The sequence below is a fragment of the Pseudomonas sp. Q12-87 genome (genome assembly GCF_001269755.1).
GTDB classification, from domain to species: Bacteria; Pseudomonadota; Gammaproteobacteria; order Pseudomonadales; family Pseudomonadaceae; genus Aquipseudomonas; species Aquipseudomonas fluorescens_S.
The window spans coordinates 1-16,538 of the sequence record NZ_LHVI01000007.1 but is presented as its reverse complement, the minus strand read 5'-3'; the positions used below and the strand labels follow the sequence as shown (position 1 = coordinate 16,538).

14 protein-coding genes and 1 pseudogene are annotated in these 16,538 nt (G+C 61.1%); 5 read left to right on the top strand and 10 right to left on the bottom strand.

Annotated elements, in window-relative coordinates; translation table 11 throughout:
• The first annotated feature begins 41 nt into the window (after window positions 1–41).
• The 3 genes from AD663_RS03690 to AD663_RS03680 are packed head-to-tail and all read left to right on the top strand — an operon-like array spanning window position 42 to window position 1,907.
• The gene (locus AD663_RS03690) at window positions 42–419 is read left to right on the top strand and encodes a septal ring lytic transglycosylase RlpA family protein (RefSeq protein ID WP_003177976.1); all 378 of its coding nucleotides are present in this window, start codon (window positions 42–44) and stop codon (window positions 417–419) included.
• Between the two features lie 49 nt (window positions 420–468).
• Complete coding sequence (locus AD663_RS03685; RefSeq protein ID WP_033045910.1) at window positions 469–1,530, top strand: calcium/sodium antiporter; 1,062 nt, start codon at window positions 469–471, stop codon at window positions 1,528–1,530.
• Between the two features lie 26 nt (window positions 1,531–1,556).
• Window positions 1,557–1,907, top strand: a complete 351-nt coding sequence (locus AD663_RS03680; RefSeq protein ID WP_371261152.1) for a carboxymuconolactone decarboxylase family protein — start codon at window positions 1,557–1,559, stop codon at window positions 1,905–1,907.
• Between the two features lie 143 nt (window positions 1,908–2,050).
• On the opposite strand, the gene AD663_RS03675 is transcribed toward AD663_RS03680, so the two are convergent.
• The 5 genes from AD663_RS03675 to kdgD all read right to left on the bottom strand — a co-directional run bounded on the left by AD663_RS03675 (window position 2,051) and on the right by kdgD (window position 8,708).
• The gene (locus AD663_RS03675) at window positions 2,051–2,992 is read right to left on the bottom strand and encodes an AEC family transporter (RefSeq protein WP_053213304.1); all 942 of its coding nucleotides are present in this window, start codon (window positions 2,990–2,992) and stop codon (window positions 2,051–2,053) included.
• Between the two features lie 260 nt (window positions 2,993–3,252).
• Complete coding sequence (garD, locus tag AD663_RS03670; RefSeq protein ID WP_053213303.1) at window positions 3,253–4,806, bottom strand: galactarate dehydratase; 1,554 nt, start codon at window positions 4,804–4,806, stop codon at window positions 3,253–3,255.
• Window positions 4,807–4,819: 13 nt separating this feature from the next.
• Window positions 4,820–6,184, bottom strand: coding sequence for an MFS transporter (locus AD663_RS03665; RefSeq protein WP_003177968.1), 1,365 nt, complete (start codon window positions 6,182–6,184; stop codon window positions 4,820–4,822).
• A gap of 85 nt (window positions 6,185–6,269) precedes the next feature.
• Window positions 6,270–7,715: an aldehyde dehydrogenase family protein gene (locus AD663_RS03660; protein WP_003177966.1), complete on the bottom strand. Its 1,446-nt coding sequence runs from the start codon at window positions 7,713–7,715 to the stop codon at window positions 6,270–6,272.
• Between the two features lie 81 nt (window positions 7,716–7,796).
• On the bottom strand, window positions 7,797–8,708 hold the full coding sequence (gene kdgD / locus AD663_RS03655) for a 5-dehydro-4-deoxyglucarate dehydratase (RefSeq protein ID WP_003177964.1): 912 nt from the start codon (window positions 8,706–8,708) through the stop codon (window positions 7,797–7,799).
• Window positions 8,709–9,078: 370 nt separating this feature from the next.
• On the opposite strand from kdgD, the gene AD663_RS03650 reads away from it, so the two are divergent.
• Window positions 9,079–9,438, top strand: a complete 360-nt coding sequence (locus AD663_RS03650; protein ID WP_033045909.1) for a hypothetical protein — start codon at window positions 9,079–9,081, stop codon at window positions 9,436–9,438.
• A 79-nt stretch (window positions 9,439–9,517) separates the two neighbouring features.
• On the opposite strand, the gene AD663_RS03645 is transcribed toward AD663_RS03650, so the two are convergent.
• The 4 genes from AD663_RS03645 to AD663_RS03630 form a co-directional block, all read right to left on the bottom strand.
• Window positions 9,518–10,264 carry a FadR/GntR family transcriptional regulator gene (locus AD663_RS03645; protein ID WP_003177961.1) on the bottom strand — a complete coding sequence of 249 codons (747 nt, stop codon included), beginning with the start codon at window positions 10,262–10,264 and terminating at the stop codon, window positions 9,518–9,520.
• Between the two features lie 286 nt (window positions 10,265–10,550).
• Entirely contained in the window at window positions 10,551–12,278 is a 1,728-nt protein-coding gene (locus AD663_RS03640; protein ID WP_053213302.1) for an ABC transporter ATP-binding protein/permease, read from the bottom strand.
• A 92-nt stretch (window positions 12,279–12,370) separates the two neighbouring features.
• Complete coding sequence (locus AD663_RS03635; RefSeq protein ID WP_003177957.1) at window positions 12,371–12,931, bottom strand: response regulator transcription factor; 561 nt, start codon at window positions 12,929–12,931, stop codon at window positions 12,371–12,373.
• Window positions 12,928–14,187 (bottom strand): ATP-binding protein, encoded by a 1,260-nt coding sequence (locus AD663_RS03630; protein ID WP_053213301.1) that lies wholly within the window; start codon window positions 14,185–14,187, stop codon window positions 12,928–12,930. Before AD663_RS03630 ends, AD663_RS03635 begins: the two co-directional genes overlap by 4 nt.
• 226 nt (window positions 14,188–14,413) lie before the next feature.
• Here AD663_RS03630 and AD663_RS03625 point away from each other — a divergent pair, with 226 nt between their 5' ends.
• On the top strand, window positions 14,414–15,133 hold the full coding sequence (locus AD663_RS03625; protein WP_003177953.1) for an SIMPL domain-containing protein: 720 nt from the start codon (window positions 14,414–14,416) through the stop codon (window positions 15,131–15,133).
• 1,144 nt (window positions 15,134–16,277) lie between these two features.
• Here the strand turns inward: AD663_RS03625 and AD663_RS29180 are convergent.
• Window positions 16,278–16,538 (bottom strand): annotated as a pseudogene (locus AD663_RS29180) (IS4 family transposase); the annotation flags it as partial.

Sequence of the window (16,538 nt, the reverse complement as noted above, 5' to 3'; positions counted from 1 at the left end):
CGAGCAAGCCCGCTCCCACACTTGTATTTGGAAACTTTCAAATGAAGCGTCTCCTCGGCGCCTGCGCCCTGCTGTTCCTGCTGGCCGGCTGCGCCAGCCAGAGCGGGACGGTCGATCCACACGGCTACGACCAGACCGGCGTCGCCTCCTATTACGGCTCCAGGCACCACGGCAAGCGCACCGCCAGCGGCGAGCGTTTCGACCAGCACAGCCTGACAGCCGCCCATCGCCAGCTGCCATTCGGCACGCGGGTGAAAATCACCAACCTGGGCAACAATGACAGCGTGGTGGTGCGCATCAACGACCGGGGCCCATACTCCCGCGGCCGCCTGATCGACGTTTCCCGCGAGGCCGCCGAGCAACTGGGCATGTTGCGCAGCGGCACCGCACGGGTGCGCGTGCAAGCCCTCGACGATTGATAGACGGAGCCCGACCATTTCCCTACTCACCGCCCTACCGCTGCTCAGCCTGATCGAACTGCTCGGCGGCCTGCTGTTGCTGATTGCCGGTGCCGAGCTGTTGGTGCGCACCGCTGTGGGCCTGGCAGCACGCTTGCAAGTGCGACCATTGATCATCGGCCTGACCGTCGTCGCCTTCGGCAGCAGCGCGCCACAAATGGCCGTCAGCCTGCAAGCGACCCTGGCGCAGAACGCCGACATCGCCGTGGGCAGTGTGATCGGCAGCAGTATCTTCAATATCCTCGTTACCCTCGGCCTGTCGGCACTGATCATCCCGCTGCGCGTCTCGCGCCAGTTGGTGCGCCTGGACATCCCGTTGATGATCGGCGCCGCCCTGCTGGTGTTCGTGCTGGCCTGGAACGAAGAACTGACCCGACTCGACGGCATGCTGCTGTTGATGGCCCTGGCGGTGTACCTGGGCCTGTTGCTGCGTCAATCGCGGCATTCGGTACGTCCCCACGCGGCGGGTGTCGCAGTTGCGCAGGTGTCCTGGCCCAAGAGCCTGTCGATGATCGTGCTGGGCCTGGCGATGCTGATTTATGCCGGGCACTTGCTGCTGGGCGCGGCGGTGGAAGTGGCGACGGACCTTGGGCTTTCGGAGCGCATCATCGGCCTGACCATCGTCGCCGTCAGCACCTCGCTGCCGGAACTCGCCACCTCGCTGATCGCCGCGCTGAGGGGCCAACGGGACATCGCGGTGGGCAACGTCATTGGTAGCAACCTGTTCAACTTACTGGGCGTGCTGGGGGTGACGGCCCTCGCCGCGCCGACGCCACTTTCCGTCTCGCCCAACGCCCTGGATTTCGACCTGCCGGTGATGCTCGGCGTGGCTGTGTTGTGCTTGCCGGTGTTCTACTCCGGTTACCGCGTCACCCGCGCCGAAGGCCTGTTGTTCCTCGGCCTGTACCTGGCCTACGGGCTGCACGTGGTGTCGTTTACCACCGGCATGCCGTTGGCCGGCCAACTGGAACGGCTGATGCTGTTCTATGTGCTGCCGGCCTTGCTGGTATTTTTGCTGTTCAGCTCTTTGCGCGCCTGGCGCCGCCAACACCATAAGAGGGATTTGCCGTGACCGACACTCCAAAGACCGGCCTGGACATGCGTCGCCAGGTCATGGGCGACGCATTCGTCGACCGCGCCCTGGGCAACGCCACCGAATTCACCCAACCTTTGCAGGACTTCGTCAACGAGCATGCCTGGGGCAGCGTCTGGAGCCGCGAAGGCCTGCCGTTGAAAACCCGCAGCCTGATCACCCTTGCCGCCCTCACTGCGCTCAAATGCCCGCAGGAGCTCAAAGGCCACGTGCGCGGCGCGCTGAATAACGGTTGCACGGTGGAAGAGATTCGCGAGGCGCTGCTGCATTGCGCGGTGTACGCCGGAGTGCCGGCGGCGATCGATGCGTTTCGGGCAGCGCAGGAAGTGATCGATAGCTATCAGAAGCCTGAGTAAAAGCCTGAGCCTTGCAGTGACAGGTCAGACCTCTTCGCGAGCAAGCCCGCTCCCACATTGACTGCGTTCTTCCATGGGAACGCGGTCGAATGTGGGAGCGGGCTTGCTCGCGAATGGATCGAAAGAACACCGCAAACCCGAACCTAGATCCACCCCCCCCACTGCAACACAAAAATCCCCACATTAGTGGTAATCGCCGCCATCAACGTGGTGATGACGATGATCGCCGCCGCCAGTTCATGGTTGCCATCGGCCGCCCGGGCCATGACGTAACTGGCGGCGGCGGTGGGGCTGCCGAAGTACAGGAACAGAATCCCCAACTCAGCCCCGCGAAAACCCCAGAGCCAGGCACCGAGGGTCGTCAGCAGCGGCAGGCCGACCATTTTTACCAGGCTCGAACTCAGGGCCATCTTGCCGCTCTTGCGCAAGGCTGCAAGGGACAGCGTGCCGCCGATGCAGATCAGCGCCAGGGGCAAGGTCATTTGCGAGAGGTATTTGGCCGAGGTCTCGAACCAGTTCGGCAGGCCGATCTGCCAATAGGCAAACGGTGCGGCGACGATCACGCTGATGATCAGGGGATTGCTGACAACGCTTTTGCAGATGCTCCACGGATCGGACTTGATCACCGGGCTGTATACCGCCAGGACGATGGTCGACAGGGTGTTGTAGAACAGGATCACCAGCGCCGCGAGTATCGCCCCCAGGGAAATCCCGTAGTCGCCGTACATGCTCGCCGCCAGCGCCAGGCCGATCACGCCGTTGTTGCCGCGAAACGCACCTTGGGTATAGATGCCGCGATCCTCGCGCGGGCAACGCCAGATCGCCCAACCCCAGGCCATCGCAAAGCTCACCAGGGTAGCGATGGAGAAATAGATCAGCAGGTCGGGCTGCAACGCCGCGTGCAGGTCGGCATGGAGGATGCCGAGGAACAACAGCGCCGGCATGGTGACGTTGAACACCAGGGACGAGGCGATGTGGATGAAATTGTCGTTGATCCAGTAGATGCGCTTGAGCAACGTCCCCAAAAACAGCATGGCAAACACCGGCGCGGTGATGTTCAGGGTTTCGAGGAAAATTGCCAGCATGCCGGGGACCTTTGAAAGGGGTGTCGTTAGGTGGCTAATGATAAGCCACCCACGGCGTTGGCGTCTGGTGAAGCGTCTTCGCGAGCAGGCTCGCTCCCACATTTGTTCTTTGTGAACACAAAATCCATATCCACCGCAGCCCCCTTGTGGGAGCGAGCTTGCTCGCGAAGACGTCGGCTCAGCCAACATCAATGCAAGCTGAACTGCCGCCTTCGCGAGCAAGCCCGCTCCCACATTGGTTCTCGGCGATCAACAAGTGATCACGTAATCGGCGCCGGGTTGAACAGCGTGATGTCGTTGAACAGCTTGTGCCGCTCCGCCCAGGTCTGCTTCTTGCCGCTGGCCACGTCCAGGTAGTAGTGGAACAACTCCCAACCCAGCTCCTCGATGGTGGCGCGTCCGGTGGCGATCCGGCCGGCGTCGATGTCGATCAGGTCCGGCCAGCGCTGGGCCAGTTCGGTGCGGGTCGAGACCTTCACCACCGGTGCCATCGCCAAGCCGTAAGGCGTGCCCCGACCCGTGGTGAACACATGCAGGTTCATCCCCGCCGCGAGTTGCAGCGTGCCGCAGACGAAATCGCTGGCCGGCGTGGCGCAGAAGATCAGGCCCTTCTGCTTGAAGCGTTCGCCCGGGCCGAGCACGCCATTGATCGCGCTGCTGCCGGACTTGACGATCGACCCCAGGGATTTCTCGACGATGTTCGACAACCCGCCCTTCTTGTTGCCCGGCGTGGTGTTGGCGCTGCGATCGGCTTCGCCCTTGGCCAGGTACCGGTCGTACCAGTCCATTTCGCGCACCAGCTCCTGGGCGACTTCCTGGGTTTGCGCCCGGGAGGTCAACAGGTAGATGGCATCGCGCACTTCGGTGACTTCGGAAAACATCACCGTGGCCCCGGCACGCAACAGCAAGTCCGAGGCATAGCCCAGGGCCGGGTTTGCGGTAATACCGGAGAACGCATCGCTGCCGCCGCACTGCATGCCCAGGATCAGTTCCGAGGCCGGCACGGTTTCGCGGCGGCGCTGGTCGAGTTTCTTCAGGCGAGTCTCAGCCAGCTCCATGATCTGCTCGATCATTTCGGTGAATCCGTGACTGGAGTCCTGCAAGCGATACAGCCACGGCTCGCTGAGGTCCACCGAGCTGTCGCCTTCATGCATCACCTGACCGGCCTGCAATTTCTCGCAGCCCAGACTGATCACCAGTGCTTCGCCACCCAGGTTCGGGTTGCGCGCCAGGTTGCGCACGGTGCGGATCGGGATGTAGGCGTCAGTGGCGGTGATCGCCACGCCACAGCCGTAGCTGTGGGTCAGCGCCACCACGTCATCGACGTTCGGGTACTTGGGCAGCAACTCATCCTTGATGCGCTTGACCGCGTGATCCAGCACCCCGGTCACGCACTGCACGGTCGTGGTGATGCCGAGGATATTGCGCGTACCGACGGTACCGTCGGCGTTGCGATAACCTTCGAAGGTGTAACCCTCCAGCGGCGCATCGGCCGCCGGCACGTCGGTGGACAGCGGCAGGCTGTCCAACGGTGGCGCGGTGGGCATGCGCAGCTGGTCTTCCTTGACCCAACTGCCACGGGGGATCGGCTGCAACGCGTAGCCAATGACCTGGCCGTAGCGAATCACCTCGCCGCCCTCGGGAATATCTTCCAGGGTGACCTTGTGGCTCTGCGGTACAAAGTCCACGGTGACCAAGCCGTCCGGGAACTCGGTCCCGGCCGGTACGCCTTGGTCATTGACGACGATCACGACGTTGTCCCGCTCATGCAGGCGGATGTAACGAGGCGAATCGGCATGTTCAATCAGTTGCATCGATGCCGCTCCTTCAGGATTTAGCTTCAGACAGGCTGGAGATGTCGGCATCCTTGGCCGTAGGTTCCTTGAGTACCACACGCTTGATCGGTCCAACGATGACCAGGTAGCTGAACACTGCTACCAGCGCGTTGCAACCCACGAATACCAGTGCCCACTTGAACGAACCGGTGGCGCTGATGATGTAGCCGATGACGATTGGCGTGGTGATCGATGCCAGGTTACCGAAGGTGTTGAACAGGCCACCGCTCAAACCGGCGATCTGTTTAGGCGACGTGTCGGACACCACGGCCCAGCCCAGTGCGCCCACGCCTTTGCCGAAGAAGGCCAGGGCCATGAAGCCCACCACCATCCATTCGATGTCCACGTAGTTGCACGCCACGATACTGCTGGAAACCAACAGGCCGGCGATGATCGGCGCCTTGCGGGCAAAGGTCAGCGAGTGGCCTTTGCGCAGCAGGTAGTCGGAAATGACCCCGCCGAGTACACCACCGATGAAACCGCAGATGGCCGGCAAGGACGCGATGAAGCCGGCCTTGAGGATAGTCATGCCGCGTTCCTGCACCAGGTACACCGGGAACCAGGTCAGGAAGAAGTAAGTGATGCCGTTGATGCAGTATTGACCCAGGTAAACACCGAGCATCATACGGTTGGTCAGCAGTTGACGGATGTAATCCCACTTCGGACCGTCGGCTTTCTTTTCCTTGCCCTTGTCCTGGTCCATATCGACCATCGCCCCATTGGCGGCGATGTGATTGAACTCGGCTTCGTTGATCATCGGGTGCTGGCGCGGGCTATGGATCACCTTCAGCCAGATCAGCGAGAACACGATGCCGATCACGCCCATGACGATGAACACGTGCTGCCAGCCGAAGCGGTAGACGATCCAACCCATCAGCGGTGCGAACAACACGGTGGCGAAATACTGCGCCGAGTTGAAGATCGCCGAAGCGGTGCCGCGTTCTGCGGTGGGGAACCAGGCGGCGACGATGCGTGCGTTGCCCGGGAAGGATGGCGCTTCGGCCAGCCCAACCAGAAAGCGCAGCATGAACAGCGCAACCACGGCCGTGGACATGCCGAATTCACCGACATAGCCTTGCAGCACGGTGAACAGCGACCAGGTGAAAATGCTCAGGGCATAGATTTTTTTCGACCCGAAACGGTCGAGCAGCCAGCCGCCAGGAATCTGCCCGGCCACGTAGGCCCAGCCGAAAGCGGAGAAGATATAACCGAGGGTAACGGCGTCGATGCCGAGGTCTTTTTGCAGGCTGGAGCCTGCGATGGCGATGGTGGCACGGTCAGCGTAGTTGATCGTCGTCACCAGAAACAGCATGAGCAGGATCAAATAGCGGACGTGAGTCGGCTTGGTCGCTTGCATGTAAATGTACTCCCACTATTTATTTTTATGCGGGTCAGCAGATTGTGTCGCCAAGGCAGGATGTCCTGCCCTGGCGGTGCCGCACTTACGATCCGATGTAAGAAGTTTTCACCACGGTGTAGAACTCTTGCGCATAGCGACCTTGCTCACGCGAACCATAGGACGAACCTTTGCGCCCACCGAACGGCACGTGGTAATCCACGCCGGCGGTTGGCAGGTTGACCATCACCATGCCCGCTTGGGAATGGCGCTTGAAGTGGTTGGCATACTTCAACGATGTGGTCGCGATACCCGCCGACAAACCGAACTCGGTGTCGTTGGCCATCGCCAACGCCGCCTCGTAGTCAGCCACGCGCACGACATTGGCCACCGGGCCGAAGATTTCTTCGCGGCTGATGCGCATCGAAGCTTCACTGTCGGCAAACAAGGTCGGCGCCAGGAAGTAACCTTCGGTGTCACACGTCACCACGCCGCCACCGCTGACCAGCCGCGCACCTTCGCTCTGGCCGATGTCGATGTATTTCAAGTCCTGGTTGAGCTGGGCTTCGGAGACGACCGGGCCGATATCGGTGCCAGCCTTCAAGGCATGGCCAACCTTGATCGACTGCATGCGCTCGGCCATGGCCGCGACGAACTTGTCGTGGATACCCGCGGTAACGATCAGGCGGCTCGAAGCCGTGCAACGCTGGCCGGTGGAGTAGAACGCGCTCTGCACCGCCAGTTCGACGGCCTGCTTGAGGTCGGCGTCGTCGAGGATGATCTGCGGGTTCTTGCCGCCCATCTCCAGTTGCACCTTGGCCTGGCGCGCCACGCAGTTGACCGCGATCTGGCGACCCACTCCCACGGAACCGGTGAAGCTGATGCCGTCGACTTTCGGGCTGTTGACCAAGACTTCACCGACCACACGGCCGCTGCCCATCACCAGGTTGAACGCACCGGCCGGGAAGCCAGCGCGGGAAATGATCTCGGCCAAAGCCCAGGCGCAGCCAGGCACCAGCTCGGCGGGCTTGATCACCACGCAGTTGCCGTAGGCCAGGGCCGGGGCAATCTTCCACGCAGGGATAGCGATCGGGAAGTTCCACGGGGTGATCAGGCCGACCACACCCAGGGCTTCACGAGTGACTTCGACATTGACGCCCGGACGCACCGACGGCACGTAATCGCCGGACAGGCGCAGGCACTCGCCAGCGAAGAATTTGAAAATATTACCGGCGCGGGTCACTTCGCCGATGGCCTCAGGCAGGGTCTTGCCCTCTTCCCGGGCCAGCAGTTGGCCGAGTTCTTCGCGGCGGGCGAGGATCTCGCTGCCGACTTTGTCCAGCGCGTCGTGACGGGCCTGGATGCCCGAGGTCGACCAGGCCGGGAAAGCGGCGCGGGCGGCTTCGATGGCGGCGTTGACTTGCGCTGCGTCAGCCTTGGCGTATTCACCGATGACATCGGACAAGTCAGACGGGTTGATGTTGGTGCAATAGTCGGCACCGGCCACCCACTGACCGTTGATGTAGTTATCGAAACGCTTTGCATCTGCCACGGATGCTTCTCCTCAAATAAAGTCGTTACAAACAGCCTTACGCAAAAAGCCGCTGATCGCTCAGCGGCCTTGCCGGGTCTGTTACTGCTTGCCTTGCTTGTCGATCAGCGCGGCCAGTGCTTCGTATTCTTCTGGCAGCAAGTCGGTCAATGGCGTGCGCACAGGACCTGCGTCATAGCCAACGATCTTCGCGCCGGCCTTGACGATGCTCACGGCGTAACCGGCCTTGCGGTTGCGGATGTCCAGGTAAGGCAGGAAGAAGTCGTCGATGATCTTGCCGACGGTCTCGTGATCGTCGCGGGCAATGGCGTGGTAGAAGTCCATCGCGGTTTTCGGGATGAAGTTGAACACCGCCGAGGAGTAGACCGGTACGCCCAGGGCCTTGTAGGCCGCGGCATAGACTTCAGCGGTCGGCAGGCCGCCCAGGTAGCTGAAACGGTCGCCGAGGCGACGACGGATCGACACCATCAGTTCGATATCGCCCAGGCCATCTTTGTAACCGATCAGGTTCGGGCAGCGCTCGGCCAGTTGTTCCAGCAGGGTGGCGTTCAGGCGGCAAACGTTGCGGTTGTAGACCACGACGCCGATCTTCACCGATTTGCACACGGCTTCAACGTGGGCGGCAACCCCGTCCTGGCTGGCTTCGGTCAGGTAGTGCGGCAGCAGCAACAGGCCCTTGGCACCCAGGCGCTCGGCTTCTTGAGCATATTCGATGGCCTGGCGGGTGGCACCGCCGACACCGGCAAGGATTGGCACGCTGGTAGCGCAGGTATCGACAGCGGTCTTGATGACTTGCGAGTACTCGCTGGCAGCCAGGGAGAAGAATTCACCGGTGCCGCCCGCTGCGAACAATGCAGAGGCGCCATACGGGGCCAGCCACTCGAGGCGCTTGATATAGCTGTCGCGATTGAAATCGCCTTGGGCAGTGAAATCGGTGACCGGGAACGACAGCAGGCCAGACGAGAGGATGGACTTCAGTTCTTGTGGATTCATTATTCGAACACCCTGGACGCAAATGTTGTGTTGTAAGAAATGGTTCAGCTTCACGAGAAGTTGTAGGTCATCGTACAACTTAAAATATGAACGTCAACTGCATTTCGTCTTTTGTCGCGTGCCGGGGCTGGGGTATTTGTTGCGAAGCCTTATAAATCGGGGCTCTGAGAGAAATTGGAAGAGTGATGAAACTTGCCGACCGAGCACCAGCACCGCTCATCGCCACTGTCAACTCTGCCAGTAGGCGTCGTCAGGGCAACGGGGCATAACCCAGACATGGCCGTGCCATGCCCGGCTGTAGTCCTTTTTTCAACCTTTAAGTGAGTCGCCCGTCCGCAACGAGCAGGGCCGCCTCACAAGGAGTGACATCATGGCGAAGACGTTTGCGAAACCGACGCTCAAGGATTTTCCAGCCAGCGGGGAAGTCACGCTCAGCCTGTCAAAGACAAAGACGTTAACCGTGAAAATTCCGGATGCAGCTTTCCACCCGTACTCGAACGCCCAACTGACTGTGGGCGTCGGCTCGACGCCTCCAACTTCGGTAGGCGCGTTTACATCTCTGACCGAAGGCGAGGAAGGTACGCCACGCAAGGGGGTGACAGTGACGTTAACCAATGCCGACTTGACAGCTTACGCCGGCCAATTGGTCGAGCTTCGTTACAAGGTTAGTTATGAGAGCGGCCGGGACAACGATATATCCGAGCCGCAAATGTTGCGGATCAGCGCGTAGGACTGGCGCCTACTATTGGTCAGACAGGCACACCGATAGAAAACCGGACACCCCTCGCCACAGAGGGCAGCGAAGCATCTTAGCCCTGCGCTTGCGCTTCTTCATGAGCCTGGCGCAGCCGTTCGCGGCTGTTGGTCAGGTGCAAACGCATAGCCGCACGGGCCGCCTCGGAGTCCTGGCGGGCGATGGCGTCGTAGATCTCCTCGTGCTCGCGGCTCAGGCGGTTCATGTAGCGCTGCTGGTCATCGTGGGCCAGGCGCGCGGAGTTCACCCGGGTACGCGGAATGATGCTGGTACCCAGGTGAGTCATGATGTCGGTGAAATAGCGGTTGCCGGTGGACAGGGCGATTTCCAGGTGGAAGGCGAAGTCCGAGGCCACCGCATCGCTGGCGTGGGCGGCGCTTTCGCTCAAGGCGTCGAGGGCGGCGCGCATGGTGGCCAGTTGCTCGTCGCTGCGACGCTGCGCTGCCAGCCCGGCAGACTCCACTTCCAGGCTGATGCGCAACTCCAGGATCGCCAGAACGTCACGCAAGGTGACCACTGTGGCCGGGTCGATACGAAAACCGCTCGGGCTGGGTGTATCCAGCACGAAGGTGCCGATGCCATGGCGGGTTTCCACCTGGCCGGCCGCCTGCAAACGAGAAATCGCCTCGCGCACCACGGTGCGGCTGACGCCATGGGCTTCCATGATCGCCGACTCGGTGGGCAATTTATCGCCGCGCTTGAGCAAGCCGTCGCGAATCTGCTCGGTCAGCACCGTCACCAGCTCCTGCGCCAGGCTGCGGCGCTTGCGGGGAAGGCGTGGTACGTCGATCGGGTTTTCCATGTGTCTGTGTCTCGGCAAGCGGCTGAATGGCACCATCATAGCGCAACGTGGTTGTACGATCACCGGGGGCGCGGCGGCCCCATTATCTGTGATTGGCAGATAGACCGGGTTGTCATCATCGCGAGCAAGCTCGCTCTCCCATTGAATCGGTTGTGCACACCAGCCTCAGATTCATCCCAAACCCTTGTGGGAGCGAGCTTGCTCGCGATGGCGGTGGGTCAGTCACACAATCTCAACGGACCTACCGCTTTCGCGAGCAAGCCCGCTCCCACAGGTTTTACGGTGTTCAAGCAACCACGGTGTGCTCCACCAGTTGGCCATTTTCGATACGTACATGTCGTGGATGGAAACGTTTCAAACTGCTTCGATGGCCGACACTGACAATGCTCAGGCCGGGCAACTGGTCGATCAGCGCCTGGTACAACGTCGCCTCATCTTCTTCGTCCATCGCCGACGTGGCTTCGTCCATGTACAACCAGAGCGGTGCATAAAGCAAGGCGCGGGCAAAGGCCAGGCGTTGTTGCTCGCCCGGCGAGAGCATGCGTTGCCAGTGGTTGCTTTCGTCCAGCCGCGCGATCAGGTGCGGCAAGCGGCAAGTTTCCAGCACTTGCTCATAACGTTCGTTGGGATAGATGTCGCCGGGCTGTGGATAACTTAGCACCTCCCGCAGGCTGCCAATCGGCAGATAAGGCTTTTGTGGCAGGAACAGGTAACGCGCCGCCGGCAATACAATGCTGCCATGCCCCGTGGGCCACAGGTGCCCCATCGCTCGCAGCAAAGTGGATTTACCACTGCCGGAACGGCCGCTGAGCATCACTCGCTCGCCGGCCTCGACGATCATGTCGGCGTTGCCAAGCAGATGGCGGCCATCGCTCAAGTCCAGCCCCAGGTTGTGGACCTTCAATTCACTGCCCTGGTTTTGCACGTCAATGGCCGGCACCCGCGCTTCGTTGTCACTCATGGCCTGGCGGAAACTCAGCAGACGGTCACAGGTGGCGCGCCACGCGGCCAAGTCGGAGTAGGCGCTGATGAACCAGCTGAAGTTCTCCTGCACATTGCCGAACGCCGAGTTGATCTGCATGAGCTCGCCCAGTTGGATCTTGCCGGCGAAATAGCGCGGTGCGGCGACGATGAACGGGAAGATGATCGCGATCTGACCATAACCGGAGGTAAAGAAGGTCAGGCGCTTGGACACCCGCATGATGTCCCAGAAGTTGTGCCAGACCAGGCCGAAACGCCCGCTCAGGCGACGGTTCTCGTTGGGCTCGCCGTTGTACAGCGCAATGCTCTCGGCGTTTTCACGCACCCGCACCATGGAAAAACGCAGGTCGGCTTCGAAACGTTGCTGGTTGTTGTTCAGGCCGATCAAGCGACGGCCGATCAGATGCGTCAGCCAACTGCCCACCGCCGCATACACCAGCGCGCACCAGAACATGTAGCCGGGGATGGTGTAGCCAAACACTTCGATGCTGCCCGACACCCCCCACAAGATGATCGAGAACGACACCAGGCTGACCACGGTACGCAGCAGCCCCAACCCCAGGCTCAAGGTATTGGTGGTGAAGCTGTTGAGGTCTTCGGAAATGCGCTGGTCCGGGTTGTCGGTATAGCCGCCCTGCTCCAGGCGGTAGTAATTCTTGTCATTGAGCCAGCGGGCGAAATGCTGTTCGGTGAGCCAGGCCCGCCAGCGGATGGTGAGCATCTGCGTGAGGTACAAACGATACACCGCCCCCAGGATCGCCACCGCCGCAATGCCGCAGAAATACAGGATCAACTGCCAGAACGCCGCGCTGTTCTTCTCTTGCAGGGCGTTGTAGAAATCCTTGTACCAACTGTTGATCCACACCGAAATCGCCACGCTGAACAGCGACAGCGCGATGACGGCGATCAACAGCGTCCAGGCCTTGCCCTTCTCCTCACTGCGCCAGTATGGCGTGGTCATTTGCCAGACACGGCGGAAAAACTGCCCGCGCACTGCGTCATTGACCGCGGAATATTCAGCGTTCTGATTCATGGTTAAGGCTCAATAGAGAAAGGAACTCGGGCCGATCATAGTGCAACGGCCCGATTTATCGCGAGGGTGGACAACATTTGTTCAGCGCAGGTTCAGCGACGCACGGGACGTTTCTGTAATTTGCGCTGCAAGGTACGGCGGTGCATGCCCAAGGCGCGGGCTGTGGCGGAGATATTGCCTTCGTGCTCCGTCAGTACCCGCTGGATGTGCTCCCACTGCAGGCGATCCACCGACATGGGGTTCTCCGGCACCAGGGTGTCGAGGTCAGCGTGCTCGGATAACAGCGCCGCCAGTACATCATCGGCGTCCGCCGGTTTGCACAGGTAGTTGCAGGCGCCGCGCTTGATGGCTTCGACGGCGGTGGCGATGCTCGAATAGCCGGTGAGGATCACCACGCGCATTTCCGGGTCCAGTTCCAGCAACTTGGGCAGCAGCACCAGGCCCGAGTCACCGTCCATTTTCAGGTCCAGGGCAGCGTAGTCCGGCAGGTCGGCCTGGGCGATGGTCAGGCCCTCTTCGGCGGAACCTGCGGTACTCACCCGAAAGCCACGACGGGACATGGCCCGGGCCATGACGCGAGTGAATGTGGCGTCGTCATCTACCAGCAACAGGTGCGGCAGCTCTTCGCCGTCGACTTGGATCTCGTCACTCATGTTTCGTCTCCTCGGTCGGCATGGGGCAGGCGCAGCTCGGTGAGCGTGCCGCCTTCCTCATGGGGGTAGAGTTTCACCGAGCCGCCGGCGCGTGTCACGCTGGCTTTGCTCAAGAACAGGCCCAGGCCGAAGCCTTTGCCCTTAGTGGTATAGAACGGCTTGCCGATCTGCTCGGCAATCGCCAGCGGCACACCCGCGCCGTGGTCGCGAATGCAAATGGTCAGCTCGTAGGCGTTCCAGTCCAGCGCCACTTCCAGGCCTTCGGGGCAGGCGTCGGCGGCGTTGTTGAGCAGGTTCAGCAGCGCCTGGGTCAAGTCCGGCGGCGGCGCCATGCGCGGCACCGGACCCTGGCCCAGGCGCTGGAAGCGATAACTGGCTTCCGGGCGCATCAGGTGCCAGCGGTTAAGGGCCTCGTCGAGCCAATCGGTAACGTCTTGCATGTCGATGGCCAGTCGGCGATTGGCCTCGGCGGCACGCACCAGGTATTGGAGGGTTTCCTTGCAGAGTTGGACCTGATCCTGCAACACACTGAGGTCCTCTTGCAGCGCCGGGTCATGGTGATCCTGGCGCATCTCCTTGAGCAACACACTCATGGTCGCCAGCGGCGTGCCCAATTCATGGGCGGCGCCGGCGGCCTGGGTTGCCACGGCCAGCAATTGCTCGTCCCGCAGGCCCTCTTCACGGCGGATGGCCCGCAGTTCCTCCTGGCGGCGCAACTCCTCGGCCATGCGCGCGGCAAAAAAAGTGATGACCGCCGCCGCCAGGGCGAAACTCAGCCACATACCGTAGATCTGCAGGTTTTCCCGAGCGATGGGGAACGTTTCCAGCGGATAGAACTGCGCCAGCAGCAAGGTGTACAGCGCCAGGGCGATGCCGGAAAGGATCAGCGAGAACCGCCACGGCAAGGTCACCGCAGCGATGGTCAGCGGCACCAGGTAATAGGACACGAAAGGGTTGGTCGAGCCGCCAGAGAAATACAGCAGCGCACTGTGGATAAACAGGTCGCAGGCCAGTTGCACGGCATATTCGAGCTCGGTTACCGGCCATGAGGTGCGCAGGCGAATGGCGGTCAGCGCGCATAGTACCGAGGAAAAAGCCAGGGTGATCGCCAGTTGCAGCCAGGGCAGCGGCAGCAGATCGAACCAATAGGCGAGCCCCACGGACCCAGCCTGGGCCCCCAGGACCAGAATGCGGATAAACGTCAGGCGCCAAAGGTTCTGGCGAGAGGCAGAAGTCATTTGCAAAGGGGCGAGCATGAGCTCTCCTGATGAGCGCTCCAGGCGGATCGCACGGAGTATAACCAAGCCGCGGGTTGCAGAGGCGGATATGCGGCAAAGCGCCACAGCCTCGAAATGACACACGGCCCCGTGCCTCATTATCTGTATAGAAGTTGTAACTGTGCGAACCGGACCATAAAAGCTAGAGTCTTACCGTTTACGCAGGCTCGGACAAAACCCCTGCGCACCATCCCAAGGAGCTTTCATGCACATGTTCAGTCGTCACGCCGCCCTGCTCGCTTTCAGCCTCGGCACCGTCGCCAGCCTGCCGGCCCTGGCCGCCGATGATCTTCATTACAACCAGATTTCCCTGCGCGCCGATGCCAGCCAGGAAGTGGCCCGCGACCTGATGATCGTCACCCTCTACACCGAGGAGCAAAACACCGACCCGGCCAAACTCGCCGCCACCGTCAGCACCACGCTGAACAAAGCCATCGGCCAGGCCAAGGAAGTGAAGGACATCACCCTGCGCCAGGGCAGCCGCAACAGCTATCCGATCTACGACAACAAGGGCCAGAAAATCACCGGCTGGCGTGAACGCGCCGAACTGCGACTGGAAAGCGCCGACTTCGCCGCCCTGTCCAAACTCACCGGCGAATTGCTCACCGACATGAAAATGGGCGGCATGGACTTCGCCATCTCCACCGCCACCCGTCAAACCAGCGAAGACGCCCTGCTCAAAGACGCCGTCAACGCCTTCAAGGCCCGCGCCCAACTGGCCACCGAGGCTTTGGGCGGCAAGGGTTACAAGATCGTCAGCCTGAACCTCAACACCAATGGTTATCCACAACCTTTCATGCGCGCACCGACAATGATGATGAAAGGCGGCTCCATGGACGCTGAATCCGTGACGCCGGACGTGGAAGCGGGTACCAGCAAGGTGAGCATGACGGCGGATGGGGCGATTGAGGTTTTGATGCAGTGATGATGGGCAGTGGATCAGCCAGTTTTTTGGCTGGCTGAACACTGACTTGAAGCGACAAAGCCCCTTGTGGCGAGGGAGCTTGCTCCCGCTGGGCTGCGCAGCAGACCCAAACCCTGGCGCCTCGGTGTGTCAGATAAATGCAGTCGCTGCTGTTGGGGCCGCTTCGCGCCCCAGCGGGAGCAAGCTCCCTCGCCACGGGGGTTAGGTGTTCGACGAGACGGAGGCGTATTGCTTCAACCGGTGAATCGGGTACATCCAAAAGAACCAGGCCGGCTATCAGGCCGCCTTCGCGAGCAGGCTCACTCCCACAATGGATCGGTGTACGACCGGGAGAAATAGGTCGGCAATAAGACCGCCTTCGCGGGCAAGCCCGCTCCCACAGTTGGCTCGGAGTACGACACAGGAGACAGGCCGGCTATAAGGCCGCCTCGCCAATGCTTTTGATTTTGGGGCCCCGTTAACCACGCTGGCCGAACGCAGGTATTGTGAAGTGGGCATCCCGGCATGGATGCCGGGATAGCTGCGCTGGGCCATGGATGGCCCTTCGCAGCGGGCCCACGGAGCAATGCCGGAGTGAGGGCATGCCGAGCCCTAGCGAGGCACCAAGTGGTGGGGCAAGCCTTTTTTGCTTACTTTTTTTGGCGTCTGAAAAAAAGTGAGTCGCCGTAAGGGCGAAACCCTAAGTCGCCGTTACCGCAGCAATGGATATACACACCGCCCACAGAACATAATCAGGCTACCAGACCGCCATCGCGAGCAGGCTCGCTCCCACAATGGATCGGTGTACGACCCGAAGAAATAGGTCGGCTATAAGGCCGCCTTCGCGGGCAAGCCCGCTCCCACAGTTGGATCGGAGTACGACACAGGAGACAGGCCGGCTATAAGGCCGCCTCGCCAATGCTTTTGATTTTGGGGCCCCGTTAACCACGCTGGCCGAACGCAGGCATTGTGGAGTGGGCATCCCGGCATGGATGCCGGGATAGCCGCGTTGGGTCATGGATGACCCTTCGCGGCGGGCCCACGGAGCAATGCCGGAGTGAAGGCATGCCGAGCCCAGGCGAGGCACCAAGTGGTGGGGCAAGCCTTTTTTGCTTACTTTTTTTGGCGTCTGAAAAAAAGTGAGTCGCCGTAAGGGCCAGCCCTTTCAAGGTCTTTTGATTTTAGCTGCCTTGAGCACCCGATCCGTTGACACGTGGGCATTCGCGGCTTTGCCTTCCAGCCACTCCTTTGACTTGGGCACTTTCGGGCCTCGTTTGCTCTTGGCGACCGCTTTGGGCTGGATATTTCGAGCGAGTGCAAGCAGGTACTGAGTCAGTCCTGCAGCGGGGATCGGGATGCATAGATATTCTGGCAAGGCTATTTGCATCCCCTCGTAACCGCTGCGTACCTGTACCGTTAGGTGATA

Excerpts from the sequence above, each read along its gene's own strand:
- AD663_RS03690 (WP_003177976.1), top strand. The coding sequence starts at position 42 with ATGAAGCGTCTCCTCGGCGCCTGCGCCCTGCTGTTCCTGCTGGCCGGC.
- AD663_RS03680 (WP_371261152.1), top strand. The coding sequence starts at position 1,557 with ATGCGTCGCCAGGTCATGGGCGACGCATTCGTCGACCGCGCCCTGGGC.
- AD663_RS03675 (WP_053213304.1), bottom strand. The coding sequence starts at position 2,992 with ATGCTGGCAATTTTCCTCGAAACCCTGAACATCACCGCGCCGGTGTTT.
- garD (WP_053213303.1), bottom strand. The coding sequence starts at position 4,806 with ATGCAACTGATTGAACATGCCGATTCGCCTCGTTACATCCGCCTGCAT.
- AD663_RS03665 (WP_003177968.1), bottom strand. The coding sequence starts at position 6,184 with ATGCAAGCGACCAAGCCGACTCACGTCCGCTATTTGATCCTGCTCATG.
- kdgD (WP_003177964.1), bottom strand. The coding sequence starts at position 8,708 with ATGAATCCACAAGAACTGAAGTCCATCCTCTCGTCTGGCCTGCTGTCG.
- AD663_RS03650 (WP_033045909.1), top strand. The coding sequence starts at position 9,079 with ATGGCGAAGACGTTTGCGAAACCGACGCTCAAGGATTTTCCAGCCAGC.
- AD663_RS03645 (WP_003177961.1), bottom strand. The coding sequence starts at position 10,264 with ATGGAAAACCCGATCGACGTACCACGCCTTCCCCGCAAGCGCCGCAGC.
- AD663_RS03640 (WP_053213302.1), bottom strand. The coding sequence starts at position 12,278 with ATGAATCAGAACGCTGAATATTCCGCGGTCAATGACGCAGTGCGCGGG.
- AD663_RS03635 (WP_003177957.1), bottom strand. The coding sequence starts at position 12,931 with ATGAGTGACGAGATCCAAGTCGACGGCGAAGAGCTGCCGCACCTGTTG.
- AD663_RS03630 (WP_053213301.1), bottom strand. The coding sequence starts at position 14,187 with ATGCTCGCCCCTTTGCAAATGACTTCTGCCTCTCGCCAGAACCTTTGG.
- AD663_RS03625 (WP_003177953.1), top strand. The coding sequence starts at position 14,414 with ATGCACATGTTCAGTCGTCACGCCGCCCTGCTCGCTTTCAGCCTCGGC.